The sequence below is a fragment of the Pseudomonas azotoformans genome (assembly GCF_900103345.1).
GTDB classification, from domain to species: domain Bacteria; phylum Pseudomonadota; class Gammaproteobacteria; order Pseudomonadales; family Pseudomonadaceae; genus Aquipseudomonas; species Aquipseudomonas azotoformans.
Window position 1 is genome coordinate 4,990,662 of the sequence record NZ_LT629702.1, and the last position, 20,346, is coordinate 5,011,007.

17 protein-coding genes are annotated in these 20,346 nt (G+C 61.9%); 4 read left to right on the forward strand and 13 right to left on the reverse strand.

The window, feature by feature from the left end; genetic code table 11:
* Positions 1-17 precede the first annotated feature (17 nt).
* The 8 genes from BLR69_RS22730 to BLR69_RS22765 form a co-directional block, all read right to left on the reverse strand.
* The gene (locus tag BLR69_RS22730) at positions 18-1,370 is read right to left on the reverse strand and encodes an LLM class flavin-dependent oxidoreductase (protein WP_071493179.1); all 1,353 of its coding nucleotides are present in this window, start codon (positions 1,368-1,370) and stop codon (positions 18-20) included.
* Positions 1,370-2,563, reverse strand: coding sequence for an SfnB family sulfur acquisition oxidoreductase (locus BLR69_RS22735; protein ID WP_071493178.1), 1,194 nt, complete (start codon positions 2,561-2,563; stop codon positions 1,370-1,372). The genes BLR69_RS22730 and BLR69_RS22735 overlap by 1 nt, the downstream gene beginning before the upstream one ends.
* A 24-nt stretch (positions 2,564-2,587) precedes the next feature.
* Entirely contained in the window at positions 2,588-3,829 is a 1,242-nt protein-coding gene (locus tag BLR69_RS22740) for an SfnB family sulfur acquisition oxidoreductase (protein WP_071493177.1), read from the reverse strand.
* 187 nt (positions 3,830-4,016) lie between these two features.
* The gene (locus BLR69_RS22745) at positions 4,017-4,781 is read right to left on the reverse strand and encodes a hypothetical protein (RefSeq protein WP_071493176.1); all 765 of its coding nucleotides are present in this window, start codon (positions 4,779-4,781) and stop codon (positions 4,017-4,019) included.
* A gap of 370 nt (positions 4,782-5,151) precedes the next feature.
* Entirely contained in the window at positions 5,152-5,898 is a 747-nt protein-coding gene (gene tcyN, locus BLR69_RS22750) for an L-cystine ABC transporter ATP-binding protein TcyN (RefSeq protein ID WP_071493175.1), read from the reverse strand.
* A gap of 3 nt (positions 5,899-5,901) precedes the next feature.
* Positions 5,902-6,567 carry a cystine ABC transporter permease gene (gene tcyL, locus BLR69_RS22755; protein WP_010214112.1) on the reverse strand — a complete coding sequence of 222 codons (666 nt, stop codon included), beginning with the start codon at positions 6,565-6,567 and terminating at the stop codon, positions 5,902-5,904.
* Positions 6,567-7,361: a cystine ABC transporter substrate-binding protein gene (tcyJ, locus tag BLR69_RS22760; RefSeq protein ID WP_071493174.1), complete on the reverse strand. Its 795-nt coding sequence runs from the start codon at positions 7,359-7,361 to the stop codon at positions 6,567-6,569. The genes tcyL and tcyJ overlap by 1 nt, the downstream gene beginning before the upstream one ends.
* Before the next feature lie 287 nt (positions 7,362-7,648).
* Entirely contained in the window at positions 7,649-8,641 is a 993-nt protein-coding gene (locus BLR69_RS22765) for a D-cysteine desulfhydrase (RefSeq protein ID WP_071493173.1), read from the reverse strand.
* Positions 8,642-8,806: 165 nt separating this feature from the next.
* Between BLR69_RS22765 and epsC the strand changes: the two genes are divergently transcribed.
* The 4 genes from epsC to mgrA all read left to right on the forward strand — a co-directional run bounded on the left by epsC (position 8,807) and on the right by mgrA (position 14,817).
* The gene (epsC, locus tag BLR69_RS22770; protein WP_058424818.1) at positions 8,807-9,733 is read left to right on the forward strand and encodes a serine O-acetyltransferase EpsC; all 927 of its coding nucleotides are present in this window, start codon (positions 8,807-8,809) and stop codon (positions 9,731-9,733) included.
* 413 nt (positions 9,734-10,146) lie between these two features.
* A complete protein-coding gene (gene betT / locus BLR69_RS22775; RefSeq protein WP_165447923.1) occupies positions 10,147-12,108 on the forward strand; it encodes a choline transporter BetT in 1,962 nt (653 codons plus the stop codon).
* A gap of 234 nt (positions 12,109-12,342) precedes the next feature.
* On the forward strand, positions 12,343-13,671 hold the full coding sequence (locus BLR69_RS22780) for an OprD family outer membrane porin (protein ID WP_083365823.1): 1,329 nt from the start codon (positions 12,343-12,345) through the stop codon (positions 13,669-13,671).
* A gap of 108 nt (positions 13,672-13,779) precedes the next feature.
* Positions 13,780-14,817, forward strand: coding sequence for an L-glyceraldehyde 3-phosphate reductase (gene mgrA, locus BLR69_RS22785; protein WP_071493171.1), 1,038 nt, complete (start codon positions 13,780-13,782; stop codon positions 14,815-14,817).
* A 142-nt stretch (positions 14,818-14,959) separates the two neighbouring features.
* On the opposite strand, the gene tauD is transcribed toward mgrA, so the two are convergent.
* The 5 genes from tauD to gshA all read right to left on the reverse strand — a co-directional run bounded on the left by tauD (position 14,960) and on the right by gshA (position 20,252).
* Positions 14,960-15,796 carry a taurine dioxygenase gene (gene tauD / locus BLR69_RS22790; RefSeq protein WP_071493170.1) on the reverse strand — a complete coding sequence of 279 codons (837 nt, stop codon included), beginning with the start codon at positions 15,794-15,796 and terminating at the stop codon, positions 14,960-14,962.
* Positions 15,797-15,811: 15 nt separating this feature from the next.
* On the reverse strand, positions 15,812-16,648 hold the full coding sequence (tauC, locus tag BLR69_RS22795; protein ID WP_071493169.1) for a taurine ABC transporter permease TauC: 837 nt from the start codon (positions 16,646-16,648) through the stop codon (positions 15,812-15,814).
* Positions 16,645-17,424 (reverse strand): taurine ABC transporter ATP-binding subunit, encoded by a 780-nt coding sequence (gene tauB, locus BLR69_RS22800; protein ID WP_071493168.1) that lies wholly within the window; start codon positions 17,422-17,424, stop codon positions 16,645-16,647. Before tauB ends, tauC begins: the two co-directional genes overlap by 4 nt.
* Before the next feature lie 16 nt (positions 17,425-17,440).
* Complete coding sequence (gene tauA / locus BLR69_RS22805; RefSeq protein WP_071493167.1) at positions 17,441-18,418, reverse strand: taurine ABC transporter substrate-binding protein; 978 nt, start codon at positions 18,416-18,418, stop codon at positions 17,441-17,443.
* A 250-nt stretch (positions 18,419-18,668) separates the two neighbouring features.
* Positions 18,669-20,252, reverse strand: a complete 1,584-nt coding sequence (gene gshA, locus BLR69_RS22810) for a glutamate--cysteine ligase (RefSeq protein WP_071493166.1) — start codon at positions 20,250-20,252, stop codon at positions 18,669-18,671.
* Positions 20,253-20,346: the final 94 nt, after the last annotated feature.

Consider the following 20,346-nt stretch of genomic DNA (forward strand, 5'->3'; position numbering starts at 1 on the left):
CCCCTCCCACATTTTGATTAGTGGCGATAGGTGGAACCGGTGTGTTGTTCGGGTAGTCGGGCGCTGCCCTGGAAGACTTTTTCCCGCAGCGTTCCCTGTTCATATTCAGTTTTGTACGACCCGCGCTTTTGCAACTCCGGCACCACCAGGTCGATGAAGTCCACGTAGCTTTCCGGCGTGACGATGCGCGTGAGGTTGAAGCCATCCAGACCGGTTTCGCTGATCCAGGATTCCAGTTCATCGGCGACCTGTCCGGGCGAGCCGACCAGGGTGATGTAGCGCCCGCCCAGGGCGTGCTGTTCCAGCAATTTGCGTCGGGTCCAGTCGTTGTTCTGCAGGTTTTTGGTGGCCGACTGGATCGCGTTGCTCTTCACGTACTGGATCGGTTCGTCCAGTGCGTATTGTGCAAAATCGATAGCGGTGGACGCCGAGAAATGCGCCACGCCGGCCTCCGGGCTGGCGTAGCTCAAGTAGTCCGCGTGCTTTTGCCAGGCAAGTTCTTCGGTGGCGCCCACGATCACGTTGAGGCCCATGAACACCTTGATGTCATCCGGGTTGCGCCCGGCCGCGACCGCGCTGGCGCGCACCTTGTCCACCTGGACCTTGGTCGCCGCCTTGTTCTGCCCGCTGATGAACACGCACTCGGCATGCCGCCCGGCAAACAGCAAACCGCGCTCCGAACTGCCGGCCTGGAACAGCACCGGTGTACGTTGCGGCGAGGGCTCGCACAGGTGATACCCCTCGACCTGGTAGAACTCGCCCTGGTGCTCGACCTTGTGCACCTTGCCCGGCTGCGCGTACACCCGCGCCTTGGGATCGTTGAGCACCGCGTCGTCTTCCCAGCTGCCTTCCCAGAGTTTGTAGAGCACTTCCAGGTATTCATCGGCCTGGTCGTAGCGGCGGTCATGCTCGACTTGTTCAGTGAGGCCCATGGCCTTGGCGGCGCTGTCGAGGTAGCCGGTGACGATGTTCCAGCCCACACGGCCACGGCTCAGGTGGTCCAGCGTGGACATGCGGCGGGCGAACAGGTACGGCGGCTCGTAGGTGAGGTTGGCGGTGAGGCCGAAGCCGAGGTTTCTGGTGACGGCGGCCATGGCTGAGACCAACAGCAGCGGGTCGTTCACCGGCAGCTGGATCGACTCTTTGAGCGGCACATCAATCGAGTTCTGGTACACGTCGTACACACCGACGATATCGGCGATGAATAAACCGTCAAACAGCCCGCGCTCGAGGGTTTGCGCCAGCTCGGTCCAGTACTCGGTCGTCTTGTATTGGGTCGAAGTGTCCCGTGGATGGGTCCACAGGCCGTGGTTGATATGCCCGATGCAGTTCATGTTGAAGGCATTGAGCAGGATTTTTTTCTTCGCCATCAAATGGTCCCCCGCAGTGGCGGGTTTTCATCGTTCAGGTAGTAATTACCCACCGCGTGGTACTTCCAGCGCACCGGGTCGTGCAGGGTATGCACGCGGGCGTTGCGCCAGTGACGGTCCAAGCCATGTTCAGCCAGGGTCGCCTGGCTACCGGCCAGTTCGAACAGCGTGCTGCCGGCGGCCAGGGAAATTTCGGTGCTCAAGGCGCGCACTTCCGCGACCGCAATCGAGGCGGCAGCGACGGTCTCGGCGTTGCTGTCGGCCTGGGCGCGGTCCAGGTATTCGCCTGAGCGCTCCAGCAGCGCCTCGGCGGCGTGCAGGCGGATGCTCAGGTGGCCGAAGCTTTTCAGGGTCAGTGGGTCTTCGGTGGCCTTGTCGTTGCCGGCGTCGATCCACGGGCGGGTCTTGGTGCGCACAAAGTGCAGCGCATCTTCAAACGCCGCGCGGGCGATACCGGTGTCGATGGCGGCGTGAAGGATCTGCGCCAGCGGGCCGACGGTGGTCGGGCGTTCGAAGGCGCTCTGGAACGGGATCACGTCCTGCGCGGCTACCCACACATTGTCGAACACCACCGAACCGCTGCCGGTGGTGCGCTGGCCGAAGCCGCTCCAGTCGTCGATCACGCTCAGGCCTTCACTGTCACGCGGCACAAAGGCCAGTTGCTGCACGCCGTGTTCATCCACCACCGAGGTGGGGATGCGCTGGGCGTAGATCGCGCCGGTGGAATAGAACTTGCGACCGCTGATGCGAAAGCCGTCACCGTCGCGGGTGATTTTAGTGACGCGGTCATGGGCCGTCTTGGTGCCCAGTTCCGCCAGGGCGTTGCCGAAGCGCTGGCCGCCAAGTACCTCGGCGTACAGGCGTTTTTGCTGCGCCGGGCTGCCGTTTACGCGCAGCACTTCCAGGGCGTAGAAATGGTTCTGCGGGATCTGCCCCAGGGACGCATCGGCCTGGGCAATCAAGGCAATCACCTTGGTCAGGGTGACGTTGGACACGCCCGCGCCGCCGTACTCCTTGGGCACGCTGATGCCCCACAGGCCGGAGCGTGAAAACACGTCCAGTTCTGGCAGCGGCAGGCGACGTTCGCGGTCACGCTGGGCGCTGTCGCGGCGGAAGTCTTCGGCCAGGTCGCTGGCGACAACAAGGGCTTGTTCGTCGCTGGTGATGACCGCGACGGGATGAGAGAAAGTCATGATGTTCTCCAGAGGTCTGGTCGGTCAGATCCAGGAATGACGAGCCGGCAGAGTGCCGTTCAGGCGATAAGCGCCTACCGCGTGATACTTCCAGCGCACCGGGTCGTGCAGCGTGTGCACCCGGGCGTTGCGCCAGTGGCGGTCGAGGTTGAATTCGGCGAGGGTGGCGCGGCTGCCGGCCAGTTCGAAGAGCTTCTCGCTGACCAGCAGCGACACTTCGGTGGTCAGCACCTTGGCCTCGGCCACGGCGATGGAGGCACGCGCGGCGGATTGCGCGGTGATCGGTGCGGCGCTGACCTGGTCCAGCACTTGCCCCGCTTTGCGCAACAGGGCTTCGGCGGCGTGCAGTTCGATCTTCAGCTTGCCGATGTCGGCGATCACATACAGGTCATCGCTGGCACGCTCGACCTTGGCGTCGATCCAGGGGCGCGAGCGTTCGCGTACGAAGGCGATGGTGTCATCCAGCGCACCACGGGCGATGCCGGCGTCGATGGCCGCCTGGATCAGTTGCGAGACGGCACCCTGGATATTCGGCGTCTCGCCGATGCGCCAGTTTTCCACGACCAGTTCGGCCTCCACCGGCACCTGATCCAACAGCACCGTGCCGCTAGCGGTGGTGCGCTGGCCGAAGCCGGACCAATCGTCAACGATGCGCAGCCCCTCGGTGCCACGGCGCACAAATGCCATGACCTGCTTGCCGTCATCGTTCAACGCCTTGACCGCCACCCAATGGGCAAACAACGCGCCGGTGGAATAGAACTTTTGGCCGCTGATTACGTAACCGTCACCCTTGGCGGTGATGCGCGCCTTGAGCTCCAGCGTATTCTTGGTGCCGCGTTCCGGGCCGCCATTGCCGATGCGCCAGCCGTCGAGCACGCTTTGGAACAGCTGTTTTTTCTGGCGCTCGGTGGCGGCGCCCTGCAACAGGTGCAGGATGCCGAAGTGGTTCTGCGGGATCTGCCCGAGGGCCGGGTCGGCCGCGCTGATGATCGCGAACACCTCGGCCAGGGTCACGAAAGACACCTGCGGGCCGCCGTACTCACGGGGAATGGAAATACTGCCCAGCCCACTGCGGGTGAACTGCTCGATCTGCGCCCACGGCAGTTTGCGTTGCTGGTCGCGCCTGGCGGCATGCAGGCGCGCGGCCTGGGCCAACTCATGGGCAGCCTTCAGCGCCTCTGCATCGTTGCGCAGCACGGTGGCCGGCAACAGCAGGGGGGCTACGTCCAGATCACTCTGGGGGGGTGTTAGAGCCAAGTTAGACATCAGCGCCGCTCCTTGGCTGCACGTAATGCCCTGGCGTTGCGCACCGGGGTAATTCTGACCATACCGACCTCGCATTCAATGAAATAAAAACAGAAAAATCAGAGATGTCCGGTGGTCCGGTGTATATACCCTAAGCGTGTTAAATATTTAAATAAACTAACTTTTGGGAATATGCATAGAAGGTCTGTCACCCAGGTTCGCAGGGAGAACCCAGAGTTCGTGGCTCGTAAATCAGCGCGCTCCCGGCCTGGCGGGACGGTGCGCCCGCTGCGATGCGCAAGGTGCGCGCGGGTGCCCAGAGTGAATTGTTGCCGACACGATCGAGAATGCAGTACGTCACCTCCAGCCGGCAGTCGTCACCGCCTTCGAGAATGACTGTCGACGGCACCCAGACCTGCACGGCCTGGCCGACTTCCCGGGCCTGGACCTTGGGCAGATCCAGGCGTACATCGCCCCAGCGCAAGGTGATGGCATCGCCGTTGGCCATGTTCAGGTACGGCTCGATAGTCAGGGGAATACCGCGTCGCACCTGCCCGGCGTTGACGCCGTAGCGGCGGATGGTGTCGGGCAGGCCCACGGGGGCGAGGTTCTGGTTCTCGTCGAGGTACAGGGGCGAGGGCTGGCCGCCCGGGTAGAGGGTCTTGACGCGGACTCGGGTCACCGCTGAGCGAGCCGGAGCATGACCGACTTGCATGACCTGGTAGTGCACACGAGCCGGGCCATCGAGCACGAAACTTTCCGGTACTCGCAGGTGGGTGACCGCGCCGATCCTGCCGGCGGTGACCCGGCGTGAAGCGGCGAAGCAGTTGTTCCAGAACAGCTCGATCAGGTCGCCTTCATCCATGCCGGGATACGGAGCGATGTCGACCTGCAAGTGGGTGGCGGCCAAGGCATTGATGCCATTGCCGATGGCCTGGGGCAGTGTCGGGGCAGTGAGCAGGGGGCGTGTCATAAGTCATCTCCTTGATGCAGCCAGCAGCCATCGTTCCGGACCTTTGGCGTGGGTGCACGCGGTGGGCCGAAAAGAACGATTCAGTGAATAGCCGGGATAGGATCCAATCCTCTGGGCGCTAGATAAGAGGGTTGGCCGAGGGGCGTCAATGGCGGCAAAAGGCTAATCGGTGGGTTGGAGCAGATTCAGAAGGGTCTGACGGGGAGGGGGATTTCTGGACAGGCGTGGCGGGGTGTTTTACCGGTTGGAATGCAGTTAAAAATGTGGGAGCGGGCTTGCTCGCGAATGCGGAGTGTCAGTCACTGAATCAGTTGGCTGATACACCGCATTCGCGAGCAAGCCCGCTCCCACATTTGGAGTTGTGCCAGGCTCAGTGAGCCAGGAATTTGCTCAGGAACTGCTTGGTGCGCTCTTCCCTGGGGTTGGCGAACAGCGCCTTGGCTTCACCTTGTTCGACGATCACGCCCTTGTCGAAGAAGATCACCCGGTTGGCCACATCCCGCGCAAAACTCATCTCGTGGGTGACGATGACCATGGTGCGGTTTTCTTCGGCGAGGCTGCGGATGGTTGCCAGCACTTCACCCACCAGTTCCGGGTCCAGCGCCGAGGTGGGTTCGTCGAACAGGATCACCTCCGGCTCCATGGCCAGCGCACGGGCAATCGCCACGCGCTGCTGCTGGCCGCCGGACAGGCGCCGTGGGTAGGCATCTTCCTTGCCTTCCAGGCCTACCCTGGCCAACAGCTTGCGACCCAGCGCGACCGCGGCGTCGTGCGGCATCTTCTTGACCACGGTGGGGCCTTCGATGACGTTTTCCAGCGCGGTGCGGTGGGGGAACAGGTTGAAGTTCTGGAACACAAAACCCACGTGCTGGCGCAGGCGCCGCACCAGGCTTTGTTGCTGGTTGATTGGCCTGCTGGTGTCGATCTCGATGTCACCCACCTTGATGCGGCCGCTGGTGGGTTGTTCGAGGAAGTTCAGGCAGCGCAGGAAGGTGGTCTTGCCGGAACCGCTGGGGCCGATGATGGCGATGACTTCGCCTTCCTTGACCTCCAGGTCGATGCCGTTGAGCACCACCTGACCCTTGAATTGTTTGGTCAGTTTTTCAACCACGATCATGCTTCAGGACTCCAGGTCATGCCGGTTGACCCGGTCTTCCAGGCGGTTTTGCAAGTGCGCCAGGATGCTCGCCAGAATCCAGTAGATCAGCGCAGCGGAGAGATACATGGTGAAGATTTCAAAGGTCCGTGCCGACACCAGTTGCGCCTGGCGGAACAGCTCGGGCACCTGGATGGTGGCGGCCAGCGCCGTGTCCTTGACCAGCGAAATGAAGCTGTTGCCCAGCGGCGGCAAGGCGGTGCGCATCGCCTGCGGCAGGATGGCCCGGCGCAGGGTCTGCGCGCGGGTCATGCCGATACTGGCGGCGGCTTCCCATTGGCCGCGCTCGATGGAACCGATGGCGGCGCGCAGGATTTCACAGGCGTAGGCGGCCATGTTCAGCGAAAAGCCGATCATGGCCGCCGGGATCGGATCCAGCTCGATGCCCACTTGCGGCAAGCCGTAATAGATCAAGAACAGCTGTACCAGCAAGGGCGTGCCGCGAAAGAACGACACATAGACTCGGGCGAGCCAGCTCACCAGCTTGAAACGCGACAGGCGCATCAAGGCCAGGCCGAAGCCCAGCAGCAAGCCGAAAAACATCCCGCCGAGGCTGAGGATCACCGTGTAATACGCGCCCTTGAGCAGAAAGGGCGCGGAGTCCAGCGCGAGTTGGAAACCTGCTTCCATTATTGAGTGACGTCAGCGTTGAAGTACTTCTCGGACAGCTTCTTCAAGGTGCCGTCGGCGCGCAGTTTGTCGAGGGCCTTGTTCACCGCATCAAGCAGTTCTGGCTCACCCTTGCGCAGGGCGATACCGGCTTCCTGACGGGAGAAGGCGTCGCCGGCAGCGGCGGTGTCCGGGGCTTTCTTGGCGTATTCCAGGGCGGCCAGGCGGTCGATCAGGATGGCGTCGATACGGCCGATGCGCAGGTCCTGGAACTTGGTTGGGTCGTCGTTGTAGGTCTTGATGATGGCTTGGGGTTGGTTGTCCTTGAGCCATTGCTCGTAGTTGGTGCCCAGGCCCACACCGACTTTCTTGCCGGCCAGGTCGTCGGCGGTCTTGATGGTGTCGACGTTTTTCTTCAAGACCAGGGCCTGGATACCGGAGACGGTGTAAGGCTTGGAGAAGTCGTATTTCTTTTTACGTTCTTCGGAGATGGTCACTTGGTTGACCACGGCGTCCAGGCGCTTGGATTCCAGGGCGGCGAGGATGCCGTCCCATGGCGTCGCTTGCAGCTTGACCTTCACGCCCAGCTCTTTAGCCAGCGCTTCGGACAGCTCCACTTCGAAACCGCTGAGCTTGCCGCTTTCATCGACGAAGCTGAACGGCGGGTAGGTACCTTCCAGGCCGATCTTGATCTCGCCGGCTTTTTTGATATTGCCCAGCTGATCACCCGCGACTGCTTGGCCGATCAGGCCAGCCCCGAGTGCCAGGCCCAAAGTGCCAACCAGCAACGTGCGACGGAATACAGAAATAGTCATGAAGAGCCCCTGTGTTTTTATGGTGTGCGAAGCAGGTGACGCAGTAGTCGTATCCTGCCTTAAAGCGCGTAGCGCGTCTTCGCCCACGGCGCGACTATAAAGCCGGTTTTTAAGACTTGAAAATAATATAAATTAATCTATTTATTCCTTTATGGAATAATAAAAATTCTTTCTGTAGGAGCGAGCTTGCTCGCGAAAAACCCGAGAGCGCCGCTGGGTATCAGATACCCAGCGTTATCGTTGACGTTCTTCGCGAGCAAGCTCGCTCCTACAGGGATGGGCGTGAATCAGAAGGCAGAGCCGTAGGCAAACAACGCCGGTGCCCCGCCGGTATGCAGGAAAATGATCGGGCCATCCTCGAAGCGCTGACGCCCGATACCGTCCAGCAAGCCGGCCATGGCCTTGCCAGTGTAGACCGGGTCCAGCAGCAGGCCTTCCTGGCTCGCCAGTAACTTGACCGCAGACAGCGTGCCGGCGTTCGGTTCGCCATAGCGCGGGCCGAAATATTCGTCCCACAGGATCACCTTGAATGCCTCGGGAATATCCACACCCAGCAATTCGGCGGTGCGTTCGGCCAGGCCCTGCACTTTCGGGAACTGGGCTTCTTCGGTGCGCGATACGGTGATACCGATCACCGGCAACTGCGGCAGCACTTCACTCAACGCCAGGGCCAGGCCGCTGTGGGTTCCCGCGCTGCCGGACGCCAGCACCACGGCGGCAAATTCGATGCCGCTGGCTTCGATCTGTGCGGCCAGCTCCAGGCCGGCGCGCACATAGCCCAACGCACCGAGGGCGTTGGAGCCGCCGATAGGCACCAGGTACGGCTGCTTGCCGTTGCTGCGCAGGCGGTCGGCGAGGGCGTTGAGTTGGTCGTCGACATTGTCGAGGTTCTCCACCAGCTCCACCTTGGCGTCGAACAGGTCCAGCAGCAGGCGGTTGCCGTTGCCCAGGTAGTTGGGGTCTTCGGTGCCGGTGGGGTTCTCCAGCAGGGCGACGCAGCCCAGGCCGAGCTTGGCGGCCAGCGCGGCGGTCTGGCGCACGTGGTTGGACTGGATCGCGCCAGCGGTCACCAGGGTGTCGGCGCCTTGGGCGATAGCGTCGGCGGCCAGGTATTCGAGTTTGCGCAGCTTGTTGCCGCCCATGGCCAGCGGTGTGGTGTCGTCACGCTTGACGTAGATGTCCCTGCCCAACCAGGCCGACAGCCGCTCGAGTTTTTCCAGGGCGGTGGCGCCACCCAGCAGTTCCAGGCGGTTAAAACGGTCGAGCTGTTGTTTGATCATGGCTACGCACGGTTGATGAGGATGGGGCGACTATAGGCAGGCACTTTTCATCGGGCAACCGCCAATCGCTTATTCCGGATGGTTCTTAGTATTGCACCATTGGTTCTTAAGGGCGGCCAGCGTGCATACCGTAAAGTGAGCGCCATTACGTCAGGAGTGAAAACCGTGAGTGAGCGTTCCAGTCATTGGCAATTACAGACCATCGTCAGCCAGTTGCGCGGTGCCCGGGACCAGTGGCGCACGCGCAATGGCCGCTTGAGCGGTGAGCATGGTGGCCGCGAGTTGCCGTCCCGCGAGGCGGTGGCGCAGATCCTGGAGTCGTTGTGCGGCGCTTTGTTCCCCATGCGCCTGGGGCCGGTGGACCTGCGTGAAGAAAGCGAAGATTTCTACGTCGGCCACACCCTCGATGTGGCGCTCAATGCCCTGCTCGGCCAGGCGCGCCTGGAACTGCGCTATGCCGCGCGCCAGAGCGGCGAGGACGACAGCGCCGTCGATGCTCACGCCATCCGCCTGATCCAGGATTTCGCCCTGGCCTTGCCGTCCCTGCGCAGCCTGTTGGACACCGACGTGCTGGCCGCCTACCACGGCGACCCGGCGGCGCGCAGCGTGGATGAAGTGCTGTTGTGCTACCCCGGCATCCTGGCGGTGATTCACCATCGCCTGGCCCACCACCTGTACCGCGCCGGTCTGCCGCTGCTGGCGCGCATCAGTGCCGAGATCGCCCACTCGGCCACTGGCATCGACATCCATCCCGGCGCGCAGATCGGCCCGAGTTTCTTTATCGACCATGGGACCGGTGTGGTCATCGGCGAGACCGCGATCATCGGCGAGCGCGTGCGCATCTACCAGGCCGTGACCCTCGGCGCCAAGCGCTTCCCGGCGGACGAGGACGGGCAGTTGCAGAAGGGCCATCCGCGTCACCCGATTGTCGAGGACGATGTGGTGATCTACGCCGGGGCGACGATCCTGGGGCGCATCACCATCGGCAAGGGCTCGACCATTGGGGGTAACGTATGGCTGACCCGCAGCGTGCCGGCGGGGGCGAATATCACCCAGGCGAATTTGCAGCATGAAGATGGCGCGCAGAAGTAAAACCCCTGCACAAATACCCTGTGGGAGGGGGCTTGCCCCCGATAGCGGAGTGTCAGTCAACATTGAATTGACTGAATCACCGCCATCGGGGGCAAGCCCCCTCCCACCTTTGCCTGCATTGCACATTTGAACCGTATTTCAGCCACTAACCGCTGAACGATTTGCCGTTCCTGCCCGTCATACCTTTCCTTGAGCTAGTGTAGGAATCACCTACCACTCAGCCTTGCGATTAGTCCCAGACCGCCTATCCATGTTTAACTTGAATGCTCGTTCAAGTTAAACCCGGTGGTTCGCTGCCCGCTCACAACAGGAGGCTTACCTTTGCTGAGTCCGTTATTGACAGCCACATCCCTCACCCTCGGGGTGCATCGTTCATGAGTGCATCGTCCACCCCATCCAGCGGCCTGGTGCGCATGAATGCGCCGGTCTTCTACTTCGCCGCGACGTTTATCCTGCTGTTCGGCATCACTGTCATCGCTATCCCGCAACAGGCCGGTGCCTGGCTGCTGGCGGCGCAAAACTGGGCGGCCAACACGGTCGGCTGGTACTACATGCTGGCGATGACCCTGTATCTGGTCTTCGTGGTGGTCACCGCGCTATCGGGCTACGGCAAGATAAAACTCGGTGCCGACCACGACGAGCCCGAATTCAGTTATCTGTCCTGGGCCGGCATGCTGTTCGCCGCCGGGATCAGCATCACGCTGTTCTTCTTCTGCGTCTCCGAGCCGCTGACGCACCTGGTGCAACCGCCGCAAGGCGCGCCGATGAACGCCGACGCCGCACGCCAGGCCATGCAGATTCTGTTTTTGCACTGGGGCCTGCATGGTTGGGGCGTGTTCGCCTTTGTCGGCATGGCCCTGGCGTACTTCGCCTATCGGCATAACCTGCCGCTGGCGTTGCGCTCGGCGTTGTACCCGCTGATCGGCAAACGCATCAATGGCCCCATCGGTTACGCGGTGGATGGCTTCGGCATCATCGCCACGGTGTTCGGCCTGGGCGCGGACATGGGTTTTGGGGTGCTGCACCTCAACTCCGGTCTCGATTATCTGTTTGGCATTGCCCATACCCAGTGGATCCAGGTTGGCCTCATCACCCTGATGATGGGCGCGGCGATCCTGGTCGCCGTGGCCGGCGTTGACAAGGGCGTGCGGGTGATGTCCGACATCAACATGCTGCTGGCCTGTGCGCTGCTGCTGTTCGTGTTGTTCGCAGGTCCCACCCAGCATTTGCTCAACACCCTGATCCAGAACATCGGCGACTACCTGGGCGCCTTGCCGACCAAGAGTTTCGACGTGTATGCCTACGACAAACCCAGCGACTGGCTGGGCGGCTGGACGGTGTTCTACTGGGCCTGGTGGATCGCATGGTCGCCGTTCGTGGGCCTGTTCATCGCACGTATTTCCCGTGGCCGTACCATCCGCGAATTCGTGTTCGGCGTGTTGCTGATCCCGCTGGGTTTTACCCTGGCGTGGATGTCGATCTTCGGCAACAGCGCCATCGACCAGGTGCTCAACCACGGCATGGCCGCACTCGGCCAATCGGCCATCGATGACCCGTCGATGAGCCTCTACCTGCTGCTGGAAACCTACCCGTGGAGCAAGACCGTCATCGCGGTCACGGTGTTTATCAGCTTCGTGTTCTTCGTCACCTCGGCCGACTCCGGCACCGTGGTGCTGTCGACCCTGTCGTCCAAGGGCGGCAACGCCGATGAAGACGGGCCGAAATGGCTGCGGGTGTTCTGGGGGGCGATGACCGCGCTGGTCACCAGTGCCTTGCTGTTCGCCGGCAGTATCGACTCGCTCAAGTCAGCGGTGGTGCTGACCTCGCTGCCGTTCTCGATGATCCTGCTGCTGATGATGTGGGGGCTGCACAAGGCGTTCTACCTCGAATCGCAGAAGCAGATTGCCCAGTTGCATTCGTTGGCGCCGGTTTCGGCAGCGCGCAAAGGCCGGGGTGGCTGGCGTCAGCGGTTGAGCCAGGCGGTGCATTTCCCGTCGCGGGATGAGGTGTATCGCTTCCTGGAATCAACCGTGCGCCCGGCGATTGAAGAGGTGACGGCGGTGTTCGTCGAGAAGGGCCTGAGTGTGGTCACCCAGCCCGACCCGTCCAACGACAGCGTCAGCCTGGAAATCGGCCATGGCGAGGAACATCCCTTCGTCTATCAAGTGCAGATGCGCGGCTACTTCACGCCGTCGTTTGCCCGTGGTGGTATGGGCTCTAAAGAGATCAACAACCGTCGCTACTACCGGGCGGAAGTGCACTTGGCCGAGGGCAGCCAGGACTACGACCTGGTCGGCTATACCAAGGAGCAGATCATCAACGACATCCTCGACCAGTACGAACGGCACCTGCAGTTCCTGCACCTGGTGCGTTGACGGTCAAAGCAGGCCTGTTAGAGAAGCTTTATGTGAGAGGGGGCAAGCCCCCTCCCACAAAAGTATGTGCAAGGCCCTGAATTTTCGGGTTTTCTTAAATTTAATTTCATCCGTCACCCGCCGGTTTTGACGCGCAACTGTCATCTGGCCACTGCGTAATTGTGTGAAGCGTTTGACGCTTTCATTTCAGAACAGTGACGGAGACCGGTACCAATGAAGACGTTGATAAGCCCTATGGTGGGTGCCGCCATGGCGAGCTTTATGCTGTCCGCCCACGCCGATTTTATCGATGACAGCCACGCCGATGTGACCCTGCTCAACCGCTACCTCAACCAGCAGGGGCGTGACGTGGTGAACAGCAACGCCAAGGCCCACAGCATTCGCGATTGGGGCCAGGGGTTTGAGTTCAACTTCAAGTCCGGCTACACCGAAGGCCCGGTGGGGTTTGGCCTGGACCTGCAGGCGTTCTACGGGTTGAAGCTAGACTCCGGTGGCGATCTCAACGACAAGGATCACCAGGGCCGCTACCCCGGCAGCATGTTCCCGCTGGACAACGGCAAGTCCGCCGACCAGTTCGGCGTGTTGAGCCCGACGTTCAAGATGCGTTTCGCCAAGGACGAGTTGCGCCTGGGTACGCTCTACGGCAACAACCCGGTGCTGGCCAACACCGACGGGCGCCTGTACCAGCAGACCAACACCGGTGTGCAACTGGTGTCCAAAGACCTCAGTGATTTCACCTTCACCGGTGGCGATATCTTCAAGACCAAGATCCGCAACGAAACCGGCGACCAGGGCATGATCACCGCCGGTGGCACCAAAGAGAGCGATCGCTTCCTGTTCGGCGGTGCGGACTACACCGGCATCCAGAACACCACGGTCAGTCTGTGGTACTCCAACCTTGAGGATTACTACCAGCAGTTCTTCCTTGGCGCCAAGCGCCATGATGCCTTGTCGGTGGGCGCTATCGACACCGATGTGCGGGTGTTCCGCAGCCTGGGCGTGGGCGGCAACGCCGATGGCGACAAGGACTTCGCGGCGGCCGGCCTCTACGGTGACGGCACGGGCAAGGGGCGTATCAACCAGACCACCGCCAGCCTGCTTGAGAGCTACAGCCTTGACGGGCATACCGTCGGCCTGGGCATCCAGAAAAACAGTGGCGACAGCGATTTTCCGTACCTGGATTCCGGCCTGAACAGCGGTGACAACCGCCAGGGCCCAGGTTCAGGCGCCGACACTCCGGCGCTGACCAACATGCAGTTGAATAAATTTCAACACGCCGGTGAGCGCACTTGGCTTGCACAGTACAAGTATGACTTCGGTAAGCTGGGCCTCACGGGCCTGACGTTCTCCGCCGCCTATGCCCACGGCGATGACATCCGCACGGCGCAAGGCACTACCAGCGAATGGGAACGTAACGTCGCCGTGGCGTATCAAGTGCCCACCGGCACCCTCAAAGGCCTGGGTGTCACCTGGAAAAACGCCCACGCCAGCCCGGACATCAGCGGTGCCACCGTGCAAGATGAAAACCGCTTCTATGTGAGTTATGTCGTTCCACTCTGGTAGGCAATTGCTGTAGAACGGAACGGCAGACTTAAGCGATTCAGCTGGTTAAAAGGCCTGGGAATAACATTATTTCCAGGCCTTATTTGCCGACGTCCAAGAGAGGATTCGATGACTTACATTGCTGCCGAAAACCGCTATGAATCTATCCCGTATCGCCGCGTAGGCCGCAGTGGACTGGTGCTGCCCGCACTGTCCCTGGGGTTGTGGCACAACTTTGGCGACAGCACCCCGATCGACACCCAGCGCGCCCTGCTGCGCACCGCGTTCGACCTGGGCATCAACCACTTCGACCTGGCCAACAACTACGGCCCGCCCTACGGCAGCGCCGAGATCAACTTCGGCCGTTTGCTGCGCGAAGACTTCAAGCACTACCGCGATGAACTGATCATCTCCAGCAAGGCCGGCTGGGACATGTGGCCCGGCCCTTACGGCCAGGGCGGCGGCTCGCGCAAGTACATCCTCGCGAGCCTCGACCAGAGCCTGCAACGCCTGGGCGTCGACTATGTGGATATCTTCTACTCCCACCGTTTTGACGCTGACACCCCGCTGGAAGAAACCGCCAGTGCCCTCGCCACTGCCGTGCAACAAGGCAAGGCGTTGTACATCGGTATCTCGTCCTACTCGGGGGTAAAAACCCGCGAAATCGCCGCCCTGCTCAAAGACTGGAAAGTGCCGCTGTTGATCCATCAGCCGGCCTACAACCTGCTCAATCGCTGGGTGGAAAAAGACCTGCTGGACACCACCGAAGAACTCGGTGCCGGGGTGATTGCCTTCACGCCGCTGGCCCAGGGGTTGCTGACCGACAAATACCTCAACGGCGTGCCGGCGGATGCGCGGGTCAACCGTCCGGGGGGGGGGTCGTTGCAGGCCAAGCACTTGTCCGAAGCCAACATCGCCCACGTGCGTGCGCTGAATGAGATCGCCAAGCGTCGTGGTCAGAGCCTGGCGCAACTGGCGCTGGCCTGGACCCTGCGTGACCCACGGGTGACCAGTGCGCTGATCGGTGCGAGCCGGCCGGAGCAGATCATCGAGAACGTCGGGGCGTTGAAGAATTTGAGCTTCAGCGTTGAAGAACTAGCGGAGATTGATCGATTTGCGCAGGAAGGTGGGATTAACTTGTGGGAAAAGCCGTCCACGGCTGAATAACTGGTCATCACTCGGCCATTGTGGGAGGGGGCTTGCCCCCGATGGGGGTGGGTCAATCACTGATTAGTTGGCCGACAATCTGCTATCGGGGGCAAGCCCCCTCCCACACTTTGATTTTCAGTGTTGCTGAGATCCTGTGGGCCTAGAACGGCACATCCCCCAAAATCGTCGCCCGATGCATCACCCGCCGCTGCGGCCGGTAGTCATCCACCGCGTAGTGCTGGGTCACGCGGTTGTCCCAGAACGCTACGTCGTTTTCCTGCCAGCGCCAGCGGATGGTGAATTCCGGGCGCGTTGCGTGGGCGAACAAGAGCTTCAAGATTGCTTCACTCTCCGCCGGTTCAAGCTCATTGATCCTGGTGGTAAACCCATCACTCACGAACAGCGACTTGCGCCCACTCACCGGATGAGTACGCACCACCGGATGCGACAACGGCGGGTTCTTCCTGCGAGTCTCTTCCCAGCGCGCCAGGTCTTCGGCGGTGCTGCCAAAGCGCTCCAGCGGGAAGGACTTGGTGAAGTCATGGGTCGCCGTCAGCCCGTCGAGCAAGCGCTTCAACGGTGCGGACAACGCCTCATACGCCGCAATCCCACTGGCCCACAGCGTATCGCCGCCAAACGCCGGCAGCAGCTTGGCGCTGAGTACCGCGCCCAACGCCGGAGTGGGCAGGAAGGTCACGTCGGTGTGCCACACGGCATTGTCGCGCACGTCGGTGACGGCGGTGTCGAGGATCAGCACTTCGGGCTGTTCCGGCACGTTGGGGTAGATCGGGTGAATATGCAGGTCGCCGAAATTTGCCGCGAACCGCGCTTGCTGTTGCGGGTTGATTGGTTGATCACGGAAGAACAGCACCGAGTGCTGGAGCAACGCCTGTTCGATGGCATCGCGCTCTTCAATGTTCAACGGCTGGGTGATATCGACGCCACTGATCAGGGCACCCAATGCGGTGCTGACGGGGGTAACGGTCAGGCTGCTCATGCTGTTCTCATTCACTCAGTGTGCCTGGCCATGCCACGGCACCAGTTTACGCTGCAGGGCACGCAGGCCCATTTCCATGGCGAAGGCGATCAGGGCGATCACCAGAATCCCCAGCACCACCACATCGGTGACCAGGAACTGCGCCGCCGACTGCACCATGAAGCCCAGGCCGCTGGTGGCCGCGATCAATTCTGCGGCGACCAATGTCGACCAACCCACACCCAGCCCGATGCGCACGCCGGTGAGGATGTCGGGCAGTGCGCTCGGCAGGATCACATGGCGAATCAACTGGGCACGGGTGGCGCCCAACGACTGCGCCGCCCGCAGTTTGGCCGGGTCGACGGTGCGCACGCCGGTGGCGGTGGCGATGGCAATCGGCGCAAAAATCGCAAGGTAGATCAGCAGCACCTTGGACAGCTCGCCGATGCCGCACCAGATCACGATCAGCGGCAGGTAGGCCAGCGGCGGGATCGGCCGGTAGAACTCGATCAGCGGGTCGAGGATGCCACGGGCGATTCGGTTGGAACCGATGGCGATCCCCACCGGCACGGCAGTCAGCACCGCAAAACCCAGGCCCAGGCCGATACGGCTGAGGCTCGCGCCCAGGTGTTGCCACAAGGTGGAATCCATATAGCCGCTGGTCGCCAGCAGCCAGCCCTTTTGCAGCACGGCGGACGGCGGTGGCAGGAACAGCGGCTCGATCAAGTCGCTGGCGGTCACCGCCCACCAGAGGGCCAGCAACGCGAACAGGGTCAACACGCTGATCCAACGCGTGCTCAGGCTGCGGCGTACCGGGACCACTGCGTGTGCCGCCGGTTTGGTCACCGTGGCGGGAAGTTCGAAGCTGCTCATGCGGACACCTGGCGTTGAGAGAACACTTTGCCCAGCACGTGTTCGCGGGTTTCGATAAAGCGTGGGTCGGACTTGATCGCCCGCGCCGACTCACCGGCGGCGTAGCGTTGGCCGAAGTCCAGGTGCAGGCGTTCGACGATCTGGCCGGGGTTGGGCGCCAGCAGGATCAGGTCGGTGGCGAGGAACACCGCTTCTTCGATGTCGTGGGTAATCAGGAATACCGGCTTGGCCGTGCGCCGCCAGACCTGCAGCAGCAATTCCTGCATCTGTTCGCGGGTGAAGGCATCAAGGGCGCCGAAGGGCTCGTCCATCAGCAGCACACGAGGGTCGGCCGCCAGGGCGCGGGCCAGCCCGACGCGTTGCTTCTGGCCGCCGGAAAGCTGCCAGATACGGCGGCTGTCGAAACCGGCGAGGTCCACCAGCGTGAGCATTTCCCGGGCGCGTACTTCACGTTGCGCCTTGGGCACGCCAGCCAGCTCCAGGCCGAAGCCGACGTTGGCCAGCACGTCCTGCCAGGGCAGCAGGGCGTCGTCCTGGAACACCACGCCGCGTTCAGCACTGGGGCCTTTGACCGGCACGCCATCGAGGGTGATGCGCCCGGCGCAAGGTTCGACGAAACCGGCAATCAGGTTCAACAGCGAAGTCTTGCCACTGCCGGACGGGCCGAGAGCCACCAGCAACTGCTGGGGCCCCAGGTCGAGTGAAATATCTGACAGTACCGGTTCTGTGGCGCCTGGGTACTGTGCGCTGATGCGCTCCAGCTGTAGCAAGGCCATCGCTATGAACTCCCGATCAATGGGTGATGAATTTGGCGCTGACGTAAGGGGCGTAGTCCGGCAGTACAGCATCGACCTTGCCTTGTTCCTTGAGGAACGCGGCGGTGTCGGTCACGGCTTTGGTGGTCGGTGCGCCCAGCAGGGTCACCTGGTCAGCGGCCAGCGGGTAGACGTTGCCTTGCAGCAGCAGTGGGATGTCGCTGGCCTTGGCGCCGGAGAGTTTCACCAGTTTGTCGACGTTGCCTTTATCGGCGAGCCAGGCTTGTGGGTCTTTGCGGTAGGCGGCGTAGGCATCCAGGGTGACTTTGGCGAACGCGGTGACGATTTCCGGGTGCTTCTCGGCGAAGTCCTTGCGCACGATCCAGGCATCGAAGGTTGGCGCGCCAAACTTGGCCAGTTCGCCGGAAGTGATCAGCACCTTGCCGTTTTCCTTGGCCACGCCCAAGGCGGGGTCCCACACGTAGGTGGCGTCGATGTCACCGCGCTTCCAGGCGGCGATGATCGCTGGTGGCGCGAGGTTGAGGATGGTCACTTTGGACGGGTCGATGTTCCAGTGCTTCAGGGCGGCCAGCAGGCTGTAGTGCCCGGTGGACACGAAGGGCACAGCGACTTTCTTGCCAACCAGGTCCTGCGGGCTGTTGATGCCCGAGCCATTGCGGGCCACCAGGGCTTCGGCGCCGCCGATCTGGGTGGCTACGAGGAAGGTTTCCACCGGTACTTTACGGGTGATGGCCGCAGTCAGCGGGCTGGAACCGAGGTAGCCGATCTGCACGTCGCCGGAGGCGATGGCGGCGATGATGTCGGCACCGTTGTCGAATTTGCGCCAGTTGATCTTGGCGTGGGTGGCTTTTTCATAGGCGCCATCGGCTTGGGCGACTTTGGCCGGGTCCACGGTGGTCTGGTAGGCGATGGTTACATCCGCCGCCTGGGCAAACAGGCTGGCACCGGCCAGGGACAATGCGGCCAGGAGGCGCAGAGGGGTTAACAGTTTCAAGGGGAAGCTCCTCAATCAGGCGGCCGAGGGTCGGCGTGTGAGGAGACTAAATGATCTAAGAATCCGAAAATAAATAACATTTTCGAATTAGCTTATGAGGAGAATAGAGAGCGCCGAACATGAATTGAAATGAGGTCAAATGTGGGAGGGGGCTTGCCCCCGATAGCAGAGTGTCAGCCACTGTATAGGTAGCTGACCCACCGCCATCGGGGGCAAGCCCCCTCCCACATTTGCCCCGGTTTCGGCTTACTTAGTTGCTGATGGCCAGGATGCTGGCCTGGTACGAGCCGACAAACACGTCAAAGTCGCCGACTTCGTTCTGCTCCAGCTCGGCTTGCTGTGCCAGTGAGGCGCGCGCGAGTTCTTCAAAACGCGCCTGCTCTTCAGCCGCCAGCGGCTCCTTGCGGAAATGCTCCGCGTGCAACTGGCTCTGATGCAGGGAGAATTGCGCAAAGCTCTCTTTACGCTCGGCCATCGCCGCCAGCACCTGGGCCGACGGGGTCAGGGACGAATCGTTGACCTTGGCCAACTGGGCGTCGAGCGCCTGGCTGTGCTCGGTGATGCCGTGGCTCTCATCCAGCAAGGCAGCCAGTGGCGCAATCTGTTCGAGCAGCTCGGCGGCCCATTCCTTCATGTCCACCGGCTGGCCCTGGCGTTGCAGTTGCAGGCCCGGACGGCGACCTTCCTTGACTACGCTGAGGAAGTTGGAGGTGGCATTGCCGCACTCGTTGTTGGCGAACAGCGGGCTGTCGTTCAGTGCGCAGAACAGCAGGAAGGCGTCGAGGAAGCGCGACTCTTGCAAGTCGATGCCCATCGGCAGGAACGGGTTGATGTCCAGGCAGCGCACTTCAATGTACTGGATGCCACGGGCCATCAGCGCCTGGATCGGCCGCTCGCCAGTGTAGGTCACGCGCTTGGGGCGGATGTTGGAGTAGTACTCGTTTTCGATCTGCAGGATGTTGGTGTTGAGCTGTACCCACTCACCGTCCTTGTGCGTGCCGATTTCGACGTAGGGCGCGTAGGGCGTTGCCACCGCTTCGCGCAGGCTGTCGGTGTAGCTGGCCAGGTCGTTGTAGCACGGCGTGAGGCCGGCCTGGGCGTTGCTCTGGTAACCCAGGTCACTCATGCGCAGGCTGGTGGCGTAGGGCAGGTACAGGGTATCGGCGTCGAGTACTTCCAACTGGTGCGAACGACCACGCAGGAACCCGGCGTCCAGGGCAGGCGAAGCACCGAACAGGTACATCAACAGCCAGCTGTAGCGGCGGAAGTTACGGATCAGCGCGATATAGGCGTTGGACTGGTAGTCGCGGTCGGTGCCGACAAACCCTTCGGTTTCCTTGAGCAACGGCCACAGCGCCTCGGGCAACGAGAAGTTGTAGTGGATCCCGGCGATGCACTGCATGGTCTTGCCGTAACGCAGGGCCAGGCCTTTGCGATACACGTACTTGAGCTGTCCGATATTGGACGTGCCGTAGTAGGCAATCGGGATGTCTTCCTCGGCCGGCAACGGGCACGGCATCGAGGGGCTCCACAGGTATTCGCTGCCGAGCTTGGTGTAGGCAAAGCGATGGATCTTGTCCAGGCTGCTCAGGGTATCGGCCGGGTTGGGCAGGGCGGGAGTGATGAACTCCAGCAGCGATTCCGAGTAGTCGGTGGTGATCTGTTCGTGGGTCAACGCGGCGCCCAGGGCTTCGGGGTGCGGCGTTTGCGCCAGTCGACCCTCACCGGTGACACGCAGGCATTCGCGCTCGATGCCGTGCAAGCACTGCTCTAGCAGGGAGAGGTGTTCGCGCTTGCCGAGCAGGGCCAGGCGGCGGTTGAGAAGTTCGCTCAAGTTGGATTCCTTCACGCGTCAGTCGCCCCAATATGGGGGTGGGCAGGACGGTCTACAAGGGTGAAGTTGAAACTGGCGTGATCGCCTGGTTTTG

What these genes read in the sequence shown, in the direction of transcription:
- BLR69_RS22730 (WP_071493179.1), bottom strand. Translation starts at nt 1,370, where the DNA reads ATGGCGAAGAAAAAAATCCTGCTCAATGCCTTCAACATGAACTGCATC.
- BLR69_RS22735 (WP_071493178.1), bottom strand. Translation starts at nt 2,563, where the DNA reads ATGACTTTCTCTCATCCCGTCGCGGTCATCACCAGCGACGAACAAGCC.
- BLR69_RS22740 (WP_071493177.1), bottom strand. Translation starts at nt 3,829, where the DNA reads ATGTCTAACTTGGCTCTAACACCCCCCCAGAGTGATCTGGACGTAGCC.
- BLR69_RS22745 (WP_071493176.1), bottom strand. Translation starts at nt 4,781, where the DNA reads ATGACACGCCCCCTGCTCACTGCCCCGACACTGCCCCAGGCCATCGGC.
- tcyN (WP_071493175.1), bottom strand. Translation starts at nt 5,898, where the DNA reads ATGATCGTGGTTGAAAAACTGACCAAACAATTCAAGGGTCAGGTGGTG.
- tcyL (WP_010214112.1), bottom strand. Translation starts at nt 6,567, where the DNA reads ATGGAAGCAGGTTTCCAACTCGCGCTGGACTCCGCGCCCTTTCTGCTC.
- tcyJ (WP_071493174.1), bottom strand. Translation starts at nt 7,361, where the DNA reads ATGACTATTTCTGTATTCCGTCGCACGTTGCTGGTTGGCACTTTGGGC.
- BLR69_RS22765 (WP_071493173.1), bottom strand. Translation starts at nt 8,641, where the DNA reads ATGATCAAACAACAGCTCGACCGTTTTAACCGCCTGGAACTGCTGGGT.
- betT (WP_165447923.1), top strand. Translation starts at nt 10,147, where the DNA reads ATGAATGCGCCGGTCTTCTACTTCGCCGCGACGTTTATCCTGCTGTTC.
- BLR69_RS22780 (WP_083365823.1), top strand. Translation starts at nt 12,343, where the DNA reads ATGGTGGGTGCCGCCATGGCGAGCTTTATGCTGTCCGCCCACGCCGAT.
- mgrA (WP_071493171.1), top strand. Translation starts at nt 13,780, where the DNA reads ATGACTTACATTGCTGCCGAAAACCGCTATGAATCTATCCCGTATCGC.
- tauD (WP_071493170.1), bottom strand. Translation starts at nt 15,796, where the DNA reads ATGAGCAGCCTGACCGTTACCCCCGTCAGCACCGCATTGGGTGCCCTG.
- tauC (WP_071493169.1), bottom strand. Translation starts at nt 16,648, where the DNA reads ATGAGCAGCTTCGAACTTCCCGCCACGGTGACCAAACCGGCGGCACAC.
- tauB (WP_071493168.1), bottom strand. Translation starts at nt 17,424, where the DNA reads ATGGCCTTGCTACAGCTGGAGCGCATCAGCGCACAGTACCCAGGCGCC.